At 67.5% G+C, this 20,905-nt stretch carries 18 protein-coding genes and 1 other RNA gene; 6 read left to right on the top strand and 13 right to left on the bottom strand.

The window, feature by feature from the left end; all coding sequences use genetic code 11:
* Positions 1-39: 39 nt before the first annotated feature.
* The 3 genes from JOE35_RS07360 to JOE35_RS16220 form a co-directional block, all read right to left on the bottom strand.
* Positions 40-1,473, bottom strand: a complete 1,434-nt coding sequence (locus tag JOE35_RS07360) for an O-antigen polymerase (RefSeq protein WP_209560543.1) — start codon at positions 1,471-1,473, stop codon at positions 40-42.
* Between the two features lie 154 nt (positions 1,474-1,627).
* A complete protein-coding gene (locus JOE35_RS07355; RefSeq protein WP_209560542.1) occupies positions 1,628-2,944 on the bottom strand; it encodes a hypothetical protein in 1,317 nt (438 codons plus the stop codon).
* Positions 2,941-3,900: an NAD-dependent epimerase/dehydratase family protein gene (locus tag JOE35_RS16220; protein WP_374099699.1), complete on the bottom strand. Its 960-nt coding sequence runs from the start codon at positions 3,898-3,900 to the stop codon at positions 2,941-2,943. The genes JOE35_RS07355 and JOE35_RS16220 overlap by 4 nt, the downstream gene beginning before the upstream one ends.
* A 69-nt stretch (positions 3,901-3,969) precedes the next feature.
* Between JOE35_RS16220 and JOE35_RS07345 the strand changes: the two genes are divergently transcribed.
* Together JOE35_RS07345 and JOE35_RS07340 are read left to right on the top strand one after the other, a co-directional pair.
* On the top strand, positions 3,970-4,782 hold the full coding sequence (locus JOE35_RS07345) for a glycosyltransferase (protein WP_209560540.1): 813 nt from the start codon (positions 3,970-3,972) through the stop codon (positions 4,780-4,782).
* A 39-nt stretch (positions 4,783-4,821) separates the two neighbouring features.
* Positions 4,822-6,807 carry an acyltransferase family protein gene (locus tag JOE35_RS07340; RefSeq protein ID WP_209560539.1) on the top strand — a complete coding sequence of 662 codons (1,986 nt, stop codon included), beginning with the start codon at positions 4,822-4,824 and terminating at the stop codon, positions 6,805-6,807.
* 110 nt (positions 6,808-6,917) lie between these two features.
* Here the strand turns inward: JOE35_RS07340 and JOE35_RS07335 are convergent, their stop codons facing one another.
* Positions 6,918-7,823 carry an SDR family oxidoreductase gene (locus JOE35_RS07335; RefSeq protein WP_307802983.1) on the bottom strand — a complete coding sequence of 302 codons (906 nt, stop codon included), beginning with the start codon at positions 7,821-7,823 and terminating at the stop codon, positions 6,918-6,920.
* Positions 7,820-8,872 carry an LCP family protein gene (locus JOE35_RS07330; protein WP_209560537.1) on the bottom strand — a complete coding sequence of 351 codons (1,053 nt, stop codon included), beginning with the start codon at positions 8,870-8,872 and terminating at the stop codon, positions 7,820-7,822. The genes JOE35_RS07335 and JOE35_RS07330 overlap by 4 nt, the downstream gene beginning before the upstream one ends.
* Positions 8,873-9,186: 314 nt before the next feature.
* On the opposite strand from JOE35_RS07330, the gene JOE35_RS07325 reads away from it, so the two are divergent.
* Complete coding sequence (locus JOE35_RS07325) at positions 9,187-10,719, top strand: hypothetical protein (RefSeq protein WP_209560536.1); 1,533 nt, start codon at positions 9,187-9,189, stop codon at positions 10,717-10,719.
* 213 nt (positions 10,720-10,932) lie between these two features.
* Here JOE35_RS07325 and ssrA read toward each other — a convergent pair.
* The 8 genes from ssrA to JOE35_RS07285 form a co-directional block, all read right to left on the bottom strand.
* Positions 10,933-11,310, bottom strand: a transfer-messenger RNA (tmRNA) gene (ssrA, locus tag JOE35_RS07320).
* An 83-nt stretch (positions 11,311-11,393) separates the two neighbouring features.
* Entirely contained in the window at positions 11,394-11,870 is a 477-nt protein-coding gene (gene smpB, locus JOE35_RS07315; RefSeq protein ID WP_209560535.1) for an SsrA-binding protein SmpB, read from the bottom strand.
* Between the two features lie 136 nt (positions 11,871-12,006).
* The gene (gene ftsX / locus JOE35_RS07310; RefSeq protein WP_209560534.1) at positions 12,007-12,921 is read right to left on the bottom strand and encodes a permease-like cell division protein FtsX; all 915 of its coding nucleotides are present in this window, start codon (positions 12,919-12,921) and stop codon (positions 12,007-12,009) included.
* The gene (ftsE, locus tag JOE35_RS07305) at positions 12,918-13,661 is read right to left on the bottom strand and encodes a cell division ATP-binding protein FtsE (protein WP_123547268.1); all 744 of its coding nucleotides are present in this window, start codon (positions 13,659-13,661) and stop codon (positions 12,918-12,920) included. The genes ftsX and ftsE overlap by 4 nt, the downstream gene beginning before the upstream one ends.
* A gap of 99 nt (positions 13,662-13,760) precedes the next feature.
* A complete protein-coding gene (prfB, locus tag JOE35_RS07300; protein WP_123546412.1) occupies positions 13,761-14,867 on the bottom strand; it encodes a peptide chain release factor 2 in 1,107 nt (368 codons plus the stop codon).
* Complete coding sequence (locus tag JOE35_RS07295) at positions 14,845-15,489, bottom strand: hypothetical protein (protein WP_209560533.1); 645 nt, start codon at positions 15,487-15,489, stop codon at positions 14,845-14,847. Before JOE35_RS07295 ends, prfB begins: the two co-directional genes overlap by 23 nt.
* Positions 15,490-15,565: 76 nt before the next feature.
* Entirely contained in the window at positions 15,566-16,471 is a 906-nt protein-coding gene (locus tag JOE35_RS07290; protein ID WP_209560532.1) for a hypothetical protein, read from the bottom strand.
* Between the two features lie 349 nt (positions 16,472-16,820).
* Positions 16,821-17,987 (bottom strand): cysteine desulfurase family protein, encoded by a 1,167-nt coding sequence (locus tag JOE35_RS07285; protein WP_209560531.1) that lies wholly within the window; start codon positions 17,985-17,987, stop codon positions 16,821-16,823.
* Between JOE35_RS07285 and glgX the strand changes: the two genes are divergently transcribed.
* The 3 genes from glgX to JOE35_RS07270 are packed head-to-tail and all read left to right on the top strand — an operon-like array spanning position 17,986 to position 20,901.
* A complete protein-coding gene (glgX, locus tag JOE35_RS07280; RefSeq protein ID WP_209560530.1) occupies positions 17,986-20,088 on the top strand; it encodes a glycogen debranching protein GlgX in 2,103 nt (700 codons plus the stop codon). The genes JOE35_RS07285 and glgX overlap by 2 nt on opposite strands.
* On the top strand, positions 20,085-20,582 hold the full coding sequence (gene ybaK / locus JOE35_RS07275; RefSeq protein WP_209560529.1) for a Cys-tRNA(Pro) deacylase: 498 nt from the start codon (positions 20,085-20,087) through the stop codon (positions 20,580-20,582). The genes glgX and ybaK overlap by 4 nt, the downstream gene beginning before the upstream one ends.
* The gene (locus JOE35_RS07270) at positions 20,575-20,901 is read left to right on the top strand and encodes a DUF1294 domain-containing protein (protein ID WP_209560528.1); all 327 of its coding nucleotides are present in this window, start codon (positions 20,575-20,577) and stop codon (positions 20,899-20,901) included. The genes ybaK and JOE35_RS07270 overlap by 8 nt, the downstream gene beginning before the upstream one ends.
* The last annotated feature ends 4 nt before the right edge of the window (positions 20,902-20,905 follow it).

Genomic DNA, 20,905 nt, shown 5'->3' with positions numbered 1-20,905 from the left:
GAGGAACGCGACGCATGGTCCTTACAGCCAACTAACTCGCTAGAGAACGGCGCGTTGCCTCTCGGGCATCTGCACAGAGCGGGTGGTGACCCGAGACATCTTCGACTGGTGGACAAGAACGGCGATGCGGTGGGTGACTTCTACTGCCACGAGACCGATGATGATGCTCGTCAACGTAATATTCGATGCTTGCCGGACGTGAGCAATGAGGGCCACAAAAACAATGCCATATCGCGCGGCGCTCAGGCCATTGCCAAGATTTTGACTGTCCCAGCGACCGAACAAGACACCAAGTGCGGCGAAGAAGGCGGCCAACCCGAAGGGGCCAAAGTTCAAGTATGCCTCTGCAACGATACTGTAACCGATCTGGAAAAGGTCGACCCGATCGCGGACGAGCGCCCCGGCGAACCTCTCATCCTCTGTCGACGGTGGGCGATCAAGACCAAACACGCCCTCAATGAGGCGCTCGACGCCCGCAACATAGGTGGATCCATAGCGATAGTCCTCGCCGTTCTCGAACCATTGCACGGTCTCGACTACAGGCCGCAAAGTAAGCCCCATCTCTGTTGCGGCACTGGCGGGTGATCCCACAAACTCTCCGACGGATGCACCGGACAAGCCTTCATCGCGGACTTGCTGGACCGCCGAGACAACCATTAGCCCAAGAAGAACAGAGACGATGGCAACTCGCTGGCGAGGCATCCTCTGGAGCCGGGCAACGACGACCACCACGGCAACGACGCTGTACAGGGCGGCCGTTCGCGAGCCGAACGCCAGAGTCGCAAGCGTGAAGACCAGGAAGACCCCGAACGCGACGTTCCTCGTGCGGGACTTCTGGCCCGCAGCCGCCAATACGGAGCCGATAGACACGATGATGGTCCCGTAGGCAATTGGCGCGTTCCCCGACACGGTCTGCTCGTAGTACCTCTTTCCGGCACCGGTCAGCAGCTCCGGTGCTGCGATGGCCACGTAGCCGAGATACATGCCTGCGCCGAGAACGACGAGAACGAGACCTCCAAGGGCAAGCCCCTCCGTCCGCGATGAAGGCTGCACAGCAAATGTGTTGTCCGTCTTGTTGGAGGCGATGACGTAGGCGACTGCGATGGACGTCATTGCCGTGACACTTAGCCACAACGATTCAGTGATCGGGGCCCCGTTGCTCAGCCAGAGCGGCAAGTAGTCCGCGTAACGAGTAGGGATCGATGAGTTCGTAGCGAAGACCGCGGGAATGCCGAGGTGGAAGAGTCCAATGAGGAGAACGAAAAAGAACCCGCCAGACCAGAGTCGTCGACGCCCTGCGACTGCCGTAGCGAAAATCGCGAAACCACCGGTCGCCGTCGAGATGACGTAGGCCGTTTCCGGAAGAAGGCCTATGAACCATGACCGTTGGATGAGGAAGATTCCCAAGACGATGACGAGAAGGACGATAACGGCTCCCCGCCTGGCGGAAAGGGTCACGGGTGTCGTCTTCACGCTCAGAGGCTAGCTCACGGCAAGGGCGAGTGAGGTGCTCACCGACGCGAGATACATGGATCGAGAAGCAGTCGGCTCAGTGGCGAAGTGCGGGACCAGTACGGCAAGCCAGGCCACCTCGTCCACGTAAGACTGAACGGTAAAATTCCTTTAGTCAGGCCGCGAGCCGGTCGGCTTCCGGCGAGGATGACGAGGCCCTGCGCGAAAGGAACAGTCCTCCTGCCCTCCAGATCAGGGCCGTAGCGTTCGAGATCACGAGGCCCGTGAGCAATAGACCTATGTCAGCAGCAGATACTAGTGCGAACGTTATAGATATAAGCAATACAAGGAGAGCGGCCGCGTCGCTCAATACCCATGTCTTAAGCAAGTCTCTTGAGACGCAGATGATGCCCAGGCTAGTAGCCACCGCCCTGAGCACAGCCGCCCCAGACAAGACTATGAGTAGTTCGTCCAGACCCGGGTAGTTGCCGCGGAATGCGGGAAACGACAGTCCAATGGCAACAGCAAGAACGGCGGCGGCCAGACTGCCGGCGCTGACGGTGGCCACATAGAAGAAGAGCAGGCTTTTTCCGCGATCTTCGCCCGTAGGGCGGTCCCGTCGCAATGCACCGAGCATGTTCTTGCTCAGGAACCCAGGCGCCAACAAGACCAGCGTGGCAAACCGGTTGGCCAGAGAGAATGCTCCCACTGCGCCCAGCCCGCCGACAACCTGCACCGCCCAGACGAGAGCCCATGTACCCAGTTGCGCTGCGGCGTTCGCGGCCACACCTGCCCTGATGACACCCTTTGAAGCCCGCGGGACGATGAGGCTAGTGACACGCCGCGCCGACGTTCTCGTCGACATCATCGAGATCCCGACCGTGGCGATCACGAGGTCAACGACTACCAAGCCGAGCGCTGTCCAGTCACTTGAGAACAACAGAACGGCCACTGCCAGCGCGATCGCAGAACCCGCGCCCCGGGCGCCGTCGAGCAGGGCCGATGGAACGACGCGACCTGTACCGGCGACAACGCCTATGAATGTGTCCGTCACCACGATCGCACTGCATGTTGCTCCTAGTGCGAAGACGAACGGAGTCGGGACCAGTCCTCCGGACAAGACGAGGTAGAGAAGCGGGAAGACGACTGCCCCTGCAATTGCTATGCCGGCATAGACGGGCAGCTTGCCGAGTGCCACGGCCCGGAGCACGGTCGAGAACTCGACTCCGGCGTTGGCGGACACGATATCGGCCGCCCTCGTGTTGGCAGCGAATGCGAAACTTGAACTAGCGATGCTGGCTATGCCGAACAGCAAGATCTGCAGGATGGAGAAGCGCCCGTACTCTGCCGGAGTGAGCTGGGTAGCAAGGAACGCCAGGGCGGCGAACTGGAGCAGCTTGCCGCCGGTACCGATGCCCGAAGAGACAGCGACGAGTCGCAGCCTCGAACCGAGGGACGACGCTCGTGGCGTCTCGGTCCCCCTGACCTTCATGCCTCGCTCCCCTTATGCCATACCTGTCGAGCGGGCACCTCACCGTCGGGGGCGAGGCAGGCGTGAACTTCGTCTATCGGCTCGAACCCGGCCCGCGTCAACCAGCCCTCGTCTTGATCCTGTCCGAACCACATGAGTTCCACGCGACGGACGTGGCCTTTTGTCGCGGGTAAGACACGACCGAACACGCCGTACCCGACCACGACAGCCAACCGGGCCAAAAGAGCCGGCACCACCAGCGGCGCACGACTGCCAGCGACAGTCAGGACGCTTCGAGTAGTGGCTCCCTCAGCGGGTTGGAGAACGATCGAAGGTGCGTCCTCGAGCCTTGGAAGCAGGAATGCGACAGCGCGAGCGAGGCCCGAGACGGACACGATGGGCGTGGCAGCGGAGCCAGGCGCAGCAACCGAGGACAGGGGGCTGCGCGCCACACGGCGGAGAGCTGCGGTCGTGGGACGTCCATTGCCGTGAACAGAAGTGGCACGGAAGATGCACGCACGCAGGCCCAGGCTGTCCGCTATAACCAGGAGCGCGCTCTCACCGAGCGCCTTGGACGTCGAGTAAGGAGAGAATGGCGTCGTCACCTCGCTCTCGTCGAGGACTCGAACCCGTCCCTGAACGGCGGCCGACGAGATGTGGACGAATCCCTCACAGCCTGCTCGAGCGGCAGCCCGCGCGACGAGAACTGGCAACAACGCGTTGGCTCCGATGAGAGCAGGGACGTCGGAAGAGTTCGGCGTGGCCAGGCCAGCCGCTAAGACGACGATGTCCGTCCCTTGCACTTTTCCCTGCAGGGCAGCGAGGACATCCTCGTGCGCCAGCGACTCCGAGATCAGGCCCGACTCGTCGCTTGCCCAGGAAGTCAGGCGCGGCGCCGAGACAGAGATGACCCTCCACCCGGCTTCCTCTAGGCGCCCGACGATGGCTCGACCCACGAAACCCGATGCCCCGATCACAGCGCATGATTTCGGGGGACGGGAAGCCGTCACCGTTGCTTACTCCATATACCGTAACCTTGCCCCACCATGCCTGCCCCCTCAATATCGGTCGTCATTCCGACAGTCCGTGCGGACCAACACCTCTGGGCTGCCCTCGACTCGGTGCTCGCGCAGACTGGCGTCGACCTGGAAGTCGTCTTGGTCGCCGACGGAATCGAACTCGAACCTCGTCACGTACCCTCGGATGACAGAGTACGGGTGATAAAGCATGAGCACCGTCAAGGAACGCCCGCAGCACTGAACAGTGGCCTACGGGCATCACGAGGTGAGTTCATCGCGCGCCTGGACGCCGATGATCTGGCCATGCCGGGACGCCTTGAGCGTCAGCTCGAGGAGATGCGGCACCGACCCGAACTCGTCTGCCTCGGTTCGTCTGCCCAGCTCATCGACGACGCATCCAGATTCCTGGGAACCCTCGAGGTCGTGGTCGGTGTCGAGCAGATCAAGTCCACCCTGCTCAAACGCAATCCATTAGTCCACTCGTCAGTGATGATGAGACGCCTATCGCTCGAGAGCGTCGGCGGTTATGACGAAGATTGCGCACGGATGCAGGACTACGACCTCTTCTTGCGCCTGGCCGACATCGGCGACATCGACAACTTGCCTGACGCCCTGACCTCCTACCGGATACACCCAGGCCAGTTCAGCCGTCTGACGAGTCCGTGGAGCACTTCCATGCGCACGGTTCTGCGCTCCAGAAGACGCCTAGCCGGATCCCTCGGCAACTTCCCGCTGAGTCAGGCGCTGCGCGACGCATTGTGGTTCGCGGCGCAGGTCGCTCGACACATGCAAGTTGCCCGTCCGGGGTATATGCGTCGAGCCAATTCCAAGCCCCGGTGAGAACACGGTCGGGCATGTGGGTACTGCTAACCTGCGCGAATGCTTGACGTGTCCGCCAACAGCCGACGTGCGGACGTCCAAGGACTGCGGGCCGTCTCTGTCTTGCTGGTCGTGGCCTACCACGCGGGAGTAGCACCTGTCTCCGGGGGCTATTTGGGCGTAGATGTGTTCTTCGTCATCTCGGGCTTCGTCATTACCCTCGCTTTGCTGCGGCAGCACGAGGCAACCGGGCGCATCGACCTCTTTCGTTTCGCTGTCGGGCGGATCCGCCGGCTCGTGCCCACCACCCTTGTCGTCGTCGCCACCACGCTGGTTGCACTCTTGGTCGTCGCACCCAGCTCAAGTCTCGGAGAAACCCGAATACAGGCCTTTGCGGCAGTCCTGGGCATCGAGAACTTGCGCTTCGCAGCTGCGGGGGTCAACTACCTCGCTGACGAATCGCCGGCACCATTCCTCCATTTCTGGTCACTCGGCATCGAGGAGCAGTTCTACCTGGCGTGGCCCCTCCTCCTCCTGATCCTTCTCAAACTCGGTGGCAACCGGCGTAAGTCATTGCCCATCATCTCCGTGGCAGTCCTGTGTGCCCTCTCGTTCGCCCTGGCTGTCATCCTCACGGAAGCATTCGCTCCGTGGTCCTTCTACCTCCCCGTGACGCGGGCCTGGGAACTCGGGGCCGGGTGCCTTCTGGCGCTTGCCGGTAGCAAGGGCCTTCGTGGCGTCATGCGGGGTTCCGGGTTGCCGGGGTGGCTGGCGATGGCTGCGTTGCTGTCCTCCGTCGCCGTCGTGGGCGCGTCGACGCCCCATCCCTCGTGGCCGACACTCCTACCGGTCGTCGCCGTCGTGCTGATCCTCGGTGCCCCGAGTGACCGTGGTGCAAGCGTCACGCGTTTCCTCGCCCAGCCAGTCTTGACCGCTGTCGGCGATCGCTCTTACTCGCTCTACCTCTGGCACTGGCCTGCGCTCGTGGTCCCTGTCTTAGCGCTGGGGAGGACGTTGACTGTCCCCGAAGTACTCCTCGCCGTGCTCGTCGCTCTCGGGCTCAGCGAGTGCACCTTCCGGTGGGTCGAACGCCGACACCGGCCCGACGCTGGTCCTCACCGACGGCGCACCATGTCGTCGTCGACGTCACGTTCGCTCCTCGGCATCGGAGCCGCGGCTTCGGTCACGCTCCTGCTAGCTGGCCTGGTCGGAGCGTCACCCGTCACGGCCACAGCCAAGCCACGCGCCCCCTACGCAACCGTCGTGCCTGAGCTCGCCGAGCTCGGCGCTTCTCTTCCGCCCGTATACGCCGACGGCTGTCACCTCGAGAGGCTGCAGGTCGAAGCGGGTTCCTGTCTATACGGGCCTGACGACGCCAATTTGCAAGTAGTCCTCCTGGGGGACTCACACGCGGCGCAGTGGTTCAGCCCTCTGGAAGAGGCCGTCGTCCGGGACAGAGGCGCTCTGACTTCCCTCACGAAGTCGGCATGTCCGTTCGTCGACCTCGAACTTCGTGATACCACGCTTCAGCGGACGTATGACGAATGCGCGACGTGGCGTCAGCAAGTACTTCGCAGGACAATAGCGCTGTCACCAGACCTCATCGTGCTGAGCGCCGCTGGGCCTGGCTACCGCGGCTCGATCGCTTCGGGCGAGCCCTTCGAGGAGACCTGGGCGAACGCCTACGCACGCACGATCGAGCAACTCACACGCGATTTGCCGGAGACCGACGTCGTTGTTCTCGGAGAGACGCCGCGCTGGCCTGCTGCCCCTGTCCTCTGCGTCACGGCATCTGTTGGCAACTCTGGTGACTGCTCAGCACCTACCACCAGCCTGGTCGACGAACGCCTCGCTGCTGCGGAAGAAGATGCCGTCGTCGATGCAGGCGCCCTCTACGTCCCCACGGTCCCTTGGCTCTGCGACGATCGTTGCCAGCCTGTCGTCGATGGCGTCTTCGTGTACCGGGACACTTCGCATGTCACTGACACGGTGGCGCGTCGCGTCGCGTCCCAGTTGGCCAGCAACCTGCCTGCAATCGTTCCTTAGGACACGACAAACGGGCATGTCCCCCGCTGTGATGAGCATCGACGGTGAGCACGCACCGCGGGGGCGCTCATGGACCACCAGCGCCGGCCGACCACGACGATGGACGAAGCTTATGGCGCCTCCAGCTGAGTCGTCGGGAGCGTCCCGGGAACACGCCCCCACCAGCGCTTCAGGGTCGTGACATCGGCCACGCTACGACTCACCAAAGGGCTTCGAATCTCATAGTCGACTCCCTCGATCAGGTCCTGGCCCCGGAGGAGGTCGCGATTCGACACAGGCACGCCCGTGGCGACGTTGAGCAAAGTCGGCGTTTGATTCGGACCGTCTGGCCGCAAGAGGTCTCCGAGCACCTCCGCGACGTCATCGACGTGGACGTAGTCACGCACGAACTCGTCGAGACCTCTCAACTGCACCTTGTCTCCCCTCGCTCTCAAACGAACGGGGAGTGCGCCCGGGTAGGCGGAACCCCAGACGTTGAACAACCTCGCGGTGACGTGCTCGACAGACGAACCGTCGAGGAATTCGCGGACCACCTGCTCGGCAGCTAGCTTGGTGCGGCCATAAACCGTAGCCGGCACACCCACCGTCTCGTCTTCAGAGTGCGGGTCCGTGGACTCCGGATACACGGCAGCCGTCGAGGCGAGCACCAGACGCTCTACGCCGAGTTCTCGAGCGAGGTGCGCGATCCTGCCGGTGGCCTCGACATTGATGACCTCCGCGGCGCGTGGATCGTCTTCGCAGGCGCGACCCACCAGCGCTCCGATATGTACCACCGCGGTAGGTCTGACGTCCTGCAGGAGACGATCGATCTGACGCAGGTCCGAGAGATCGGCACGCAGGCCCAGAGTACGTGACGAGACGACGACGTCCATTCCCGCGGCACGCAGACGCCGCGCGAGAGGGGGAACCAACCCGCTTGACGCACCGGTGATGAGAACACGACCAGACTCTCGTGCGTCTTGGGCAAGCCGATGCGGACCGGGCCTCAGGCCGTCACCACTAACAGCAGCCCTCACGGGGCATCGGGCACGACGGAGTCGAGGGTGTCGGTCGCAAGACCTTGCTTCACCGCATCGAGGCCGGCCTGGTCGACGTTGACGATCGACTGGCCGCCGACGTTGCCCGTGCCGGCGGTCGGAATCGTGAAGAAATGCATTGTCGACGAGTCCATGTTCCGGAGGCTGAAGGCGAGGTTGCCGATCGTGCCGACGTCGAAGCCCTTGTCGACGGTCAGGTAAGGCGACATGGCCGTGACGAACGCCGAGACCTTGCCGGGGTCGGTCAAGGTCGCTCGACTCAAGATCGTGTTGGCGAGACCCTTCACAAAGGCCTGCTGGTTCTTGACCCGCGTGAAGTCGGCGTCGGCGAACGCGTAGCGCTCTCGGACGAAGCGCAGGGCAGCGTCGCCCTCGAGACGATTCACCCCTTCGACGTAGGAGTACGGACCAGCGGAGAACGCCTGCGCCGACTCCACGTCCACTCCCCCGAGCGCCGTCGTCATGCCCTTGAAGCCCTCGAAGTCGATGATGGCCACGTGGTCGATGCGGACGCCGAGCAGCTGCTCCACCGTCTGGACCGTCAGGGGCGAGCCGCCATAGGCGAACGCGGCGTTGATCTTGTTGTCGCCGTTGCCGGGGATCGGCACGTAGAGGTCACGCATGATCGACATGACGTAGACGTTCTCTCGGTCCGCGTCGACGTGCACGAGCATCATCGAGTCCGTCCGCTGATCGGAGGCAGACGCGTCGTCGATCGTGGTCTCGTCGGCGCGAGAGTCCGAGCCCATGAGGAGGATGTTCATCGCGCCGGTCTCGACCGGAGCGGGACGCGTCGACTCTTCAGGGAACGCCTGCTCGATCTTGGTGGCGTTGTCATCGAACGTGTTCGCCAGCCGGGATGCGTAGACGCCGGCACCGACGACGGCAATCAGCACGATCCCGACGACGATCGATGCGATGACGATCAGCACCTTCGCGCCTCGCGACAGGCGACGCTTCTTGCGGGGCGCCTCCTCGGGTGAGGGCCCGTCACCGTCGTCCGACGTCAGCGTGAAGATGTCGCTCATGCGGCCGGTTCCCCCTACGACTCCGGCGCGGCTCTCGCCCAGCGTCTTGTCGACTATAACAATGACGATGCCTCGATCGTCTCCCTGAGCTTCGCTTGCCTGGGGCCCGATATAGGGAGCGGATAGCCCAGCGCGTCACCTGGGGCCACGAACGAGACCACCCGTTCCATCACCCGTTCAGGGCGACCGAACACACAGGTGTTGCTTAGGCTGCTGAGTGAGGGGCTTTGTTGAGGTCCCTTCGCATATCTCCCGTGCGCTGGGCTCGGGGGATGAGCAATGTCGCTTGTTCTCCTACAGAAAGCACCAGGTACGTGATCACCAAGTTCTCTTGGCGTCGCGCGCTAGCCGTTCCGGCTGCGCTCTCGCTCGCCCTCGGTGGGGTCCTCCTCACCTCCACCGCCGCCTCCGCCGCAGTCGGCAACCTCGTCGTCACGAGTCCTGCGGAGGGGTCGACCACGACCTCCCGTGACGTGGACATCGTGGGCTCGGCCATCGCCGGCTCCTCGATCCGCGTCTTCAGCGACACGACGCGCACCACCCTCCTCGGCTCGGCGACGACCGACCGCACCACCGGTGCCTTCACCGTCGACCTGCCTGCCTACGCGGAGACCGTGTCCTCGCGACAGAGCGTCTTCGTCGACGGCATCGCCGGCGGCAGCGGCTTCTCGGACGCCAAGACGGTGAACTTCCGCCTCCCCATCTCGAAGTTCCTCACCGTCGCGACCCCGACCGAGGGCCAGGTGCTCGACACGCGCACCGTCACCTTCTCGGGCACCGCGTCCGAGGGCTCGACGGTCGTCGTGAGCAACGCCTCGGGCGAGCTCGGACGCCAGAACCTCGGCAACGCCACGTCGTACTCGATCACGTACACCTACGCCGACACGTCGGCGGCGGCCCAGTCGGTCACCGTGAACGGCACCCTCGGCGGCAGCGGCATCACCCCCGTGACCCGTGCGTTCTCGATCCCGGCGCCCGTCGTCGCACCGGCGCCCGCCAAGACGCTCGTCCTCGACGCGCCCGAGCAGGGCACCACGACCGACTCGCGCACCGTGACCTTCACGGGCACCGCTCCTGCCGGCTCCACCGTCATCGTGAACGCTGACGACGCCGACGGCGTCGAGCTCGGCCGTCAGAACCTCGGCAACGGCACGACCTTCTCCATCGAGGTCACCTACACCGAGGACGACGACGTCGCCCAGACCGTCTTCGTCAGCGGCTTCGTCGGCGGCAGCGGCTTCGACAACACCGTCACGCGCAACTTCAGCCTGCCGGCCGTCGTCGCTCCCGTCGAGCCCATCGTGCTCGACACCCCCGTGATCACGGCTCCTGTCACCGGCGCCGCGCTGACGGGCGACCAGGTCACCTTCGAGGGCACCGGCACCCCCGGCTCCGACATCGGCCTGCTCGTCGTCCCGACGGCTGCGCTCGACGAGGTCACCACCCAGGCCGCCGAGCCTGCTGACCCCGCCGACCGCATCATCGTCGGCGAGGACGGCATCTGGACCGTCACGCTGGCCCTCGAGCCGAACGACTACACCGCCGTCGCCGTGTCGGCGCTGCTCGACGACGCGGGCCAGCCGGTCCTCGACGCCGACGGCCTGCCGATCGCTGCCGGCCCGTCGAACGAGGTCCAGTTCACGCTGGCCGCGGCCGCCGTCGTCGTCCCCGTCGCGAACGGCACCACGCCCGTCGCGACCCCGAGCGGTCTCGCCTACACGGGTTCCGACAACCAGGGCCTCGCGCTGGGCCTGGGCGCTGCCCTGACCCTCGCCGGCGCCGGTCTCGCGTTCGCGGCTCGTCGCCGTGCGCGCCTCGCCACGGTCTCGTCCTCCGACTCGGAGTAACGCGACCCAGTAGCACCGCACCACGCACACGGAGAAGGCCCCCGACCACACGGTCGGGGGCCTTCCTCGTGTTCGGGCACCGCGCCTCCTGCGGGCTGCCCTGTGGTGTGCACCGGGCCGGGCGGCGACGACGACGAACGACGAAGGCCCCCTCCCGGTGCGGGAGGGGGCCTTCGTGTGGCGGCGACGGAACAGAGTGTGACGACGGCCGGATGGTGGAGATGGGGGGAATTGAACCCCCGTCCATCGCTGAGATTGCACGCATTCTACGGGCGTAGCCAGATGAGACGTTCTACTCGGCCCCGACCTTTGCTACTGGCTTCTAGGTCGACGAGCCCAGCCCGAGTGCAAGTCCCGCGTGACCCTCAGACGTAGTCACGCAGCAAGCCCTCTAGATGACGTCAGGCTCTGGTTAGAAGGCGGTCACCAGACTGACGGACTCCATGTGGCTCTACTGCTTACGCAGCGAGAGCGAAGTCAGTGCGCTTGTTATTGGCACTTATTGTTTTCCAGAGATCGTTTACGAGATAACCCTGGATCCTCGGCCCGCTTCTCGTTCGCACACAGGCGATGTCGAAACCGATCATCCCCATGAGGGGCCGTTGTCACACTCTGTTGAATTGCGAAGAACCGTTGTCGCTGTGGGCGAGTCTACTCGCCCTGCCGCGGCGGAGCTACTCGCCGAGGTGCTTCCGGGCCGACATCGCCGACTGCGCCTCGCGGTTCGCCGTGCGCTCACGCAAGGTCTGCCTCTTGTCGTACTCGCGCTTGCCCTTGGCGACCGCGATCTCGACCTTGGCACGACCGTCGCTGAAGTAGATCTTGAGCGGGATGACGGTGAACCCGCCCTCCTTCGTCTTCTGGCCGATCTTGACGATCTGCTGCTTGTGCAGCAGCAGCTTGCGCTTGCGCCTCGGTGCGTGGTTGTTCCAGGTGCCCTCGGTGTACTCGGGGATGTGCACCGCGTCGAGCCAGGCCTCGCCGGCGTCGACGAACGCGTAGCCGTCGACGAGCGACGCCCTCCCCTGGCGCAGCGACTTGACCTCGGTGCCGCTCAGCACGATGCCCGCCTCGTAGGTGTCCTCGATCAGGTAGTCGTGGCGCGCCCGACGGTTGGTGGCCACGACCTTCTCGCCGCGTTCTTTCGCCACGCTGAGCCTCCGGTCGTTCGTGTGGTGGTCTGCCCGCGATCAGGCAGCCCGTCAGTCTACACAGCCAGGCGACGAAGGAGGCGCGGTGCAGGCTGACCTGCACCGCGCCTCCTTCGCGCCGGGTTGAGTCCGAGCGCTAGACCTTGAGGTAGCGCCGGATGGCGACGTTGGCCGACAAGGCCGCCAGGGCGATGCCGATCACGACCACCACCGGCACGACGATCGCCGTCTCGCGCAGACCGATGAACGGCGTCGAGGCGAAGGTCATCACGAGGTAGCCCTTGACGAAGAAGTTGACGATCGCGATCAGCGCGCCGCCCGCCAGCACCGAGCCCACCAACGCGGCGATCACGCCCTCGAGGATGAACGGCGTCTGGATGAACCTGTTCGACGCGCCCACAAGCCGCATGATGCCGAGCTCTCGCCGTCGGCTGAAGGCGCTCAGCCTGATGGTGGTGGCGATCAGCAGCACCGCGGCGATGAGCATCAGCACCGCGATGCCGATCGCCGTGTAGCTCGCCGCGTTCAGCACCGAGAAGATCGGGTCGAGGTAGCCCCGTTGGTCGACGACGCTCTGCACGCCGGCGAGGCTCGAGAGGCTCTCGGTGAGGACGTCCGACTGCGTCGGGTCCTTCAGGTTCACCCAGAAGGTCTCGTTGAGGTACGACGGCTGCACGAACTCGGTCGCGGGGCTGTCCGCGAACTGCGTCGTGAAGCGGGCGTAGGCCTCGTCCTGGGTCTCGAAGTACGACCGGTCGACGAACGGCGCGAGCACCTGGCTGCTCAGCTGGGCCTCGACGCCGTCGATCTGGTCTTGTGTGGCCTTCGCGCCCGTGCAGTTGCCGGTCGTGTCGGTCTCGGTGCAGAGGTAGACGGCGACCTGGGCCTTGTCGTACCAGTAGCCCTTCATCTGGTTGATCTGCAGCTGCAGCAGGGCCGCGGTGCCGACGAAGGTCAGCGAGATGAACGTGACGAGCACGACCGCGACGACCATCGAGACGTTGCGTCGCAGGCCGCTGCCGACCTCGCTGAGGACGAGTCCGAGTCTCATTCGTCCGCTCCCCTCAGGCTGAGGTCCTCTACCCCGATGGCCTGGATGGGCACCGCCTGGGTCTGGTAGCCGCCGTGGCGCTCGTCGCGGAGGATGTTGCCCGCCGACAGCTCGATCACGCGGCGCTGCATCTGGTCGACGATGCCGGCGTCGTGCGTGGCCATGATCACGGTGGTGCCGCCGGCGTTGATGCGCTCGAGCAGCGTCATGATGCCGGCGCTGGTCGAGGGGTCGAGGTTTCCCGTCGGCTCGTCGGCCAGCAGGATCGACGGCTTGTTGACGATCGCGCGGGCGATGGCCACACGCTGCTGCTCACCGCCGGAGAGCTCGTGCGGCAGGCGCTGCTGCTTGCCCACCAGGCCGACCATCTTCAGGACGTCGGGCACCGCCTCCTGGATGAAGCCCTTGCTCTTGCCGATCACCTGCAGGCTGAACGCGACGTTGTCGAAGACGCTCTTCTGCGGCAGCAGGCGGAAGTCCTGGAACACCACGCCGAGGTTGCGGCGGAAGTACGGGACCTTGCGGCTCGAGAGCACGCCGAGCTTCTGCCCGAGCACGTGGATCTGGCCCTTGGAGGGCTTCTCCTCCTTGAGCACGAGGCGCAGGAAGCTGGACTTGCCGGAGCCGGAGGCGCCGACGAGGAACACGAACTCGCCCTTGAGGATCTCGAGGGTGACCGAGTTCAGTGCCGGCCGGGGGTTGCCGGAATACACCTTGGTGACTTCATCAAAACGGATCATGACGGGGATCACCCTAAGCGCGGGCCGGGCCGATCCCGGTCGCGACTCGCCCCGCGAACGCGCCTATGGATCCGCTGACAGCGGGGCCTCGGCCCGGGCTCAGTCGTCGTCGCGCTTGCGCCAGCGGATGCCCGCCGAGATGAAGCCGTCGAGGTCGCCGTCGAACACGTTCGAGGGGTTGTTCACTTCGTGCTCGCTGCGGAGGTCTTTCACCATCTGGTACGGCGCGAGGACGTAGCTGCGGATCTGGTCGCCCCAGCTGGCCGTGATGTTGCCGGCGAGCTCTTTCTTCTTCGCGTTCTCCGCCTCCTTCTGCAGCAGCAGGAGGCGCGACTGCAGCACGCGCATCGCCGCAGCCCGGTTCTGGATCTGGCTCTTCTCGTTCTGCATCGAGACGACGGTGCCTGTGGGGATGTGGGTCAGGCGGACGGCCGAGTCGGTCGTGTTGACGCTCTGGCCACCGGGGCCTGAGGACCGGAACACGTCGACGCGGATGTCGTTCTCGGGGATCTCGACCGCCTCCGTCTCCTCCATCAGCGGGATGACCTCGACGGCGGCGAAGCTGGTCTGGCGCTTGCCTGCGGCGCCGAAGGGGCTCATGCGCACGAGGCGGTGCGTGCCGGCCTCGACGCTGAGGGTGCCGAACGCGTAGGGGGCGTCGATCTCGAAGGTGGCGCTCTTGATGCCCGCCTCTTCGGCGTAGCTCGTGTCCATCACCGTGGCCGCCATGCCGTGCTTCTCGGCGTAGCGCAGGTACATGCGCAGCAGCATCTCGGCGAAGTCGGCCGCGTCGACGCCGCCGGCGCCCGCACGGATCGTGATGACCGCAGGGCGCGGGTCGTACTCGCCGTCGAGGAGCGTCTGCACCTCGAGCGTGTCCATCATCTTCTGCAGGGCCTTGAGCTCGACCTGCGCCTCGTCGGCGGACTCCTGGTCGTCGCCGTCGTTGGCCATCTCGACGAGCACGCCGAGGTCGTCGAGGCGCTGCTCGGTCGTCTCGAGCTTCTCGAGCTCGGCCTGGCGGTGGCTGAGGGCGCTCGTGATCTTCTGCGCGTTCTCCGTGTCGTCCCACAGGTCGGGCGCCGACGCCTGCTCGCTGAGCTGGGCGATCTCGGCCACGAGACGGTCTTGCCCGATCACTGCACGGATATCTTCGAACGTGGCCCGGAGGGCGGCAATCTGCTCAGAGAAGTCCAGTGCGATCATGGTCCCCGAGCTTACCGGCCCGCGCCCGTGCGACTCCCGCCTCGCGGAGGGCGACGTCGGCGAGACGACGCACCACCTCCTGGTCGCCGGCCCGCCACGAGGCCACGGGGTCGGCCGCCACGGCGAGCGCCGCCCTCGCGTCGCGTCCGGTCAGGGCACGCAGCGCGAGCAGGTCGTCTCCCCCTGGGAGCGCGAGCAGCCCCCGCACCGAGGAGGCGCGGCGCACGAACGCGAGACGCCCGCGCAGCCAGGCCCACAGCACCACGATGCTCGGCAGACCGCCGACGAGCAGCCCGGCCACGAGCGCGGCGCGCCCCACGTCGTCCTGCTGCTGGCGGCCTGCGTCGACGAGCGTCTGCCCGGCTCCGGCTGCGCCGTCGAACGGGGCCGACGCGGCACCGCCCAGCAGCGGGATGCCGCCCAGGACGCGCGACGCGTCGTCCATCGTCCCCTGGAAGCCGGCGCCCGCCTCCTCGATCTGACGCCCCAGCTCGGCGAGGCCGCCGACGAAGGAGGCGACGGCCAGCCCGAGGGCGACGAACACGACCACGAGACCCACGGCGACGACGTCCCCGGCGACCTGTCGAGCACGGACCCTCTTCGACGCCGAGTACATCTGCATCCCCCCAGTCTGCCCCGCGCCCTCGTCGCCGGGTTCTCTCGTCCCGTCCGTTCTCGCAGGCGAGCGAATGCCGTCGTCAGCGTTCGAGAGAGCGTCGGAGACGCGCGAGCAGCTGACCGGACAGGGGGTGCTGCAGATGACGATCGGTGACCCGGTGGTACGACCACCCGTCGTCCACGAACCTCTCCCTGCGATCGATGTCCCGCTGCCACTGCGTCCTGTCGGTACGATGACCATCTCCCTCGAAGTCGACCGCTGCCTTCTCGACCATCCAACTGAGATCTGGCTTGCCGAGGTACAGGCCGTCAGCCGTCCTCCGCTTGACGTTCACCTCCGGCTCCCGGAGGCCGGCACGGACGATGAGCAGGCGGAGCCGGGTCTCCTGCGGGGAGTCGACGCGTTCACGGACGAGCATCGAGGCCTGGCTCACTCGGGTCTGGCCTGGCCGCCGACGAGCCGCTATCGAGGCGTCCACCAGAACGTCGAGGGCGATGCCACGTGCCCTCGGGTCGGTGGACCAGGAACCCGCGAGCGAGTCTCCGAGCTGGACGATCTCGTCGAGGCCCAGCATCGCGGCCGACTCGATCCACGCCTCGACGGGCGACGCCACCATGAGGGAGCCGGCCGTCCAACGAGGCGTTCCCGGCAGGAGGCGGTGGCCGATCACTCCCCGACGGCGGCGCTGCCGCGACGTCGTGCCCGCGACGTGGAGGGGACCGTCCTCCCATCGGGCGGGAAGCGGGAGACCCCAGAGCGCCAGCGCGGTCGTGTGGCTGAAGAACTCGTCCGGGGCGAGCAGGGGCGCGAGGGCCTCGGCCCGCGCTCGCAACCCGTCTGGTTCACTCAGCGCGCGGGTACCTCGATGAGGGATGACGAGATCGGACGCCCGCAGACGGTCGGGCGTGATTCCCGCCCGCAGTGCCTCACTGACCGAGAACGGGCGCTCGTCGAACGGAACGGGGAGCGGGCTCGGCAGACGCATCACCCGATGTTGGCGGGCACCGCCAACTAGAACGAGTCGCCGACGACGCGCCCGGGACGAATGCTCGCGACCTCCGCCTGTGTAGGAACCATCGGGCGTGGCTACGGGGGGAGGCCTTGCCACTTGGCGGGGCTCCACGACGAGAATGGCCCCGCGAAGTGGCAACCCACTTGTGGGGTCGCGCGGTTCGACGGCGCGTCGGGGGGCTGCTTGCCACTTCGTGGGGGTTCTGGTGCGTCGATGAGCCCGCGAAGTGGCAAGTCACCGGGCGAGCGGGCGGCGGACGCAGGTAGTGCGAGCGACCGGGCGCACGCGAGTCGCGGGGACGCGGGGGCGGGCGCGAGCGGCGCTAGCGAGCGAAGGAGGCGGGGGCGTGCGCGGCGTAGCCGGCGCGGGTCGCGCGGGCGACCGCGGCCGGCAGTGCGGCGAGGAGCGCGTCGACGTCGGCGTCCGCGCTCGTGTGCCCGACCGTCATGCGGAGCGCGCCCCGCGCCTCCTCGTCGGTGAGTCCCATCGCGAGCAGCACGTGCGACGGCTCCGGGATGCCCGCCTGGCAGGCGGACCCCGTCGAGACGGCGACGCCCGCCGCGTCGAGGAGGAACAGCAGCGAGTCGCCCTCGCAGCCGGGGAACGTGAAGTGCGCGTTGCCGGGGAGGCGGTCGACCGGATCGCCGCGGAGCACGGCGGTGGGGACGGCGGCGAGCACTCCCTCGACGAGCCGGTCGCGCAGCGGCTCGTACGGGTGGTGCGGCTGCTCGGCGGCGACGGCGAAGGCGACCGCGGCCGGGCCGTCCTGGGTGCCCGAGCGCACCTGGCGCTGCTGACCGCCGCCGTGGATGAGGGGCTCGACGGTCGCCGTGCGGGCGAGCGCGAGGGCGCCGATGCCGATCGGCCCGCCGATCTTGTGGGCGGAGACGCTCAGGGCGGCGAGGCCGCTCGCCCGGAAGTCGATCGGCACCTGCCCGTACGCGGCCACCGCGTCGCAGTGCACCGGCACCCCGTGGGCGGCGGCGAGCGCCACGACCTCGTCGACCGGCTGCAGCGTGCCGACCTCGTTGTTGGCCCAGAGCAGGCTGACCAGCGCGACGTCGTCGTGCTCGTCGAGGGCCGCGGCGAGCGCGTCGACCCGCAGCCGGCCGTGCTCGTCGAGCGGCAGCCAGGTCACGACGGCGCCGTCGTGCCGCTCGAGCCACTCGACGGCGTCGACGGTGGCGTGGTGCTCGCCGGCGGGCACGAGGAGGCGCGGGCGCGGCCGGTCGGCCTGCCTCGCCCACCAGAGGCCCTTGACCCCGAGGTTGACGGACTCGGTGCCGCCCGAGGTGAAGACGACCTCGATGGGCTCGCAGCCGAGGGAGGCGGCGACGCGTTCACGCGCCTCCTCGAGCACGCGCTTGGCGCCCTGGCCCGCGGAGTGGATCGAGGAGGGATTGCCGACCGTGCCGAGGGCCGCGGCGTACGCAGCGATGGCCGCGGGGTGCATCGGCGTCGTCGCGGCGTGGTCGAGGTAGACGGCCATGGGGCGCCTCCTGCCGGTCGGTCGGTCGTGTCGGTCGCCCGGGTCGGCCGATCAGGTCTCGGGCCCGTGTCGGCCCTCATCTACTGTAGGTCCCGTGCCCGACATCGACCCCCTCGCCGACCTCGGAGTGCGCCAGGGGCCGGACGGGCCGACGCTCCGCGTGTTCTCGTCGTCGGCCGAGCGCCTCGAGGTCGTGATCGACGACGCGCCCCACGACCGGGTCGTCCCCCTCGTCCGCGACGAGCACGACGTGTGGAGCGCGACCGACGGCGCGCTGACGCCGGGACGGCGCTACTGGCTCCGCACCGACGGCGCCGAGCGCCCCGCCCTGCTCGACCCGTGGGCCCGCGGCCTCGGCCGCACCGGCCACGGCGAGCACCGCGCCACCGTGATCGACGAGTCGTTCGACTGGGGCGGCGTCGAGAAGCCGCGCACCCCGCTCGACCGGGTGGTCGTCTACGAGGCCCACGTCCGCGGCCTGACGCGGCTCGCGCCCTTCGTGCCCGACGAGCTGCGCGGCACCTACGCGGGGCTCGCCGCCGACACGACCATCGCCTACCTGAAGGGGCTCGGGGTCACGGCCGTCCAGCTGCTGCCGGTGCACCAGCACGTCGACGAGCAGCGCCTCGTCGCGCAGGGCATCGAGAACTACTGGGGCTACAACACGCTGTCGTACTTCGCGCCGCACGCGGCGTACGCGAGCCGGGACGCCCAGCTGGCGGGCGCCTCCGCCGTCGTCCGCGAGTTCAAGGGGATGGTGCGCCTGCTGCACGAGGCGGGCATCGAGGTCTGGCTCGACGTCGTCTACAACCACACCGCCGAGGAGGGCGAGGACGGCGGGCCCGTGACGAGCCTCCGTGGCCTCGACGCCGCCGCGTACTACCGGCACGACGCCGAGGGCCGCCCCGTCGACGTGACCGGCTGCGGCAACTCGCTCGACACGAGCCACCCCGCCGCGCACCGCCTCGTGATGGACTCGCTGCGCTACTGGGCGACCGAGATGCAGATCGACGGCTTCCGCTTCGACCTCGCCGCGACGCTCGGCCGCAACGCGGGCCACGTCTTCGACCCCGACCACCCGCTGCTGCACGACATCGTCTCCGACCCGGCCCTGGCCGGCGTCAAGATGGTCGCCGAGCCGTGGGACGTCGGCGCGGGCGGCTGGCAGACCGGCGCCTTCCCCGATGGCTGGATCGAGTGGAACGACCGCTTCCGCAACCGGGCCAGGGACTTCTGGCTGACGGACGTGGCGACCGCCAGGGCCCAGGGCACTCCCCCGACCGGCGTCGGCAGCTTCGCCTCGAAGCTCAGCGGGTCGAGCAACGTCTTCGCCCACGACCGCGGGCCGCTGGCCGGGCTGAACTTCGTCACGGCCCACGACGGCTTCACCCTGCTCGACCTCGTCTCCTACGACGCCAAGCACAACCTCAGCAACGGCGAGCAGAACCGCGACGGCACCGACGACAACCGCTCGTTCAACCACGGCGTCGAGGGGCACAGCGACAACCCGTGGATCAGCGACGCGCGACGCCGCTCGATGCGCAACCTGCTCGGCACCCTCTTCGTGTCGTCGGGCGTGCCGATGCTCACCGCCGGCGACGAGCGCGGCCGCACGCAGCGCGGCAACAACAACGGCTACTGCACCGACAGCGAGCTGACCTGGGTCGACTGGGCGACGCAGCCCTGGCAGCAGGGCCTGCACGACGACGTCGCGGCGCTCGCGCGGATCCGCCGGGAGAACCCGGCGCTCCGTCCGATCCGCTTCGGCCTCGAGGGCGCCTGCACCCTGAGCGCCAACGACATCACCTGGGCCGACGCGACCGGTGCCGAGATGCGCCAGGACGAGTGGGAGGACCCGCACGTCCGCACCGTCCAGTACGTGGCTCGCTCGACGCCCGAGAACGAGGCACAGAACACGGTGCTCGTGCTGGTGCACGGCGCCGAGTCGGCGGCGGCCGTCCGGCTCGCCCGCTCCGAGGGCGTCGCGGGCTGGGAGCCGCTCTGGTCGAGCGACGACTCCGCCGAGCTGCACCCCCTCGAGCCGGGCGACGAGGTGCTCGTGTCGGCGCCGACGGTCGTGATCTTCCGGGCGGTGCCGTGAGCGGCGGCCGCGCAGCATCGGGCGCGGGCACCCCGGCCACCGTCGCCCTGACCGCGGCGGGCATCCCGTTCACCGCGCACGCCTACGAGCACCACGACACCGCGACGAACTTCGGCGAGGAGGCGGCGGCCGAGCTCGGCCTGTCCGAGGACCGCGTCTTCAAGACGCTCGTCGCCGCGGCCGACGACGTCCTCGTCGTCGCCGTCGTGCCGGTCGCCCGTCGCCTCGACCTCAAGGCCCTGGCCGCCGCCGTCGGCGCGAAGAAGGCCAAGCTCGCCGACCCCGCCGTGGCCGAGCGTCGGACGGGCTACGTCGTGGGCGGCATCAGCCCGGTCGGGCAGCGCACGACGCTGGCGACGGTCGTCGACGCGAGCGCCGCCTCCTTCGCCACCGTCTTCGTCAGCGCAGGGAGGCGCGGGCTCGACCTCGAGATCGCTCCCGACGACCTGGTGCGCGCCACCGGGGCGCGGCTGCTGCCCATCGCCCGTGACTGACCTGCCGAGCGTGACCGACCCGACGACCGCGTGGGCCGTCGTCGCGATCGTCGCGGCACTGGTCGCGCTGAACGGCGTGACCGTGATCGCCTACGCCCTCGACAAGCGCGCCGCGCGGCGCGGAGCCCGCCGCGTGTCCGAGCGGACGCTGCTGACGCTCGGCCTGGCTGGCGGCTGGCCGGGCGCGATCGTGGCCCAGCGGCGGCTGCGGCACAAGACGCGCAAGCGGTCGTTCCAGTCGTCGTTCCGGCTGACCGTCGCGCTGAACCTGGCGATCGTCGCGGTCGTGGTGCTGGTCGTCCGCCTCGCCGCAGGCTGAGACC

This window comes from Frigoribacterium sp. PvP032, from assembly GCF_017833035.1.
Lineage (GTDB): Bacteria > Actinomycetota > Actinomycetes > Actinomycetales > Microbacteriaceae > Frigoribacterium.
Note: the sequence above shows the minus strand (reverse complement) of the source record. Positions and strands in the feature narration are given on the sequence as shown.

Bases quoted from the DNA above. Each gene is read 5' to 3' on its own strand.
- JOE35_RS07355 (WP_209560542.1), bottom strand. From the start codon at position 2,944: ATGAAGGTCAGGGGGACCGAGACGCCACGAGCGTCGTCCCTCGGTTCG.
- JOE35_RS07345 (WP_209560540.1), top strand. From the start codon at position 3,970: ATGCCTGCCCCCTCAATATCGGTCGTCATTCCGACAGTCCGTGCGGAC.
- JOE35_RS07340 (WP_209560539.1), top strand. From the start codon at position 4,822: ATGCTTGACGTGTCCGCCAACAGCCGACGTGCGGACGTCCAAGGACTG.
- JOE35_RS07330 (WP_209560537.1), bottom strand. From the start codon at position 8,872: ATGAGCGACATCTTCACGCTGACGTCGGACGACGGTGACGGGCCCTCA.
- ftsX (WP_209560534.1), bottom strand. From the start codon at position 12,921: ATGAGACTCGGACTCGTCCTCAGCGAGGTCGGCAGCGGCCTGCGACGC.
- ftsE (WP_123547268.1), bottom strand. From the start codon at position 13,661: ATGATCCGTTTTGATGAAGTCACCAAGGTGTATTCCGGCAACCCCCGG.
- prfB (WP_123546412.1), bottom strand. From the start codon at position 14,867: ATGATCGCACTGGACTTCTCTGAGCAGATTGCCGCCCTCCGGGCCACG.
- JOE35_RS07295 (WP_209560533.1), bottom strand. From the start codon at position 15,489: ATGCAGATGTACTCGGCGTCGAAGAGGGTCCGTGCTCGACAGGTCGCC.
- JOE35_RS07290 (WP_209560532.1), bottom strand. From the start codon at position 16,471: ATGCGTCTGCCGAGCCCGCTCCCCGTTCCGTTCGACGAGCGCCCGTTC.
- glgX (WP_209560530.1), top strand. From the start codon at position 17,986: ATGGGGCGCCTCCTGCCGGTCGGTCGGTCGTGTCGGTCGCCCGGGTCG.
- JOE35_RS07285 (WP_209560531.1), bottom strand. From the start codon at position 17,987: ATGGCCGTCTACCTCGACCACGCCGCGACGACGCCGATGCACCCCGCG.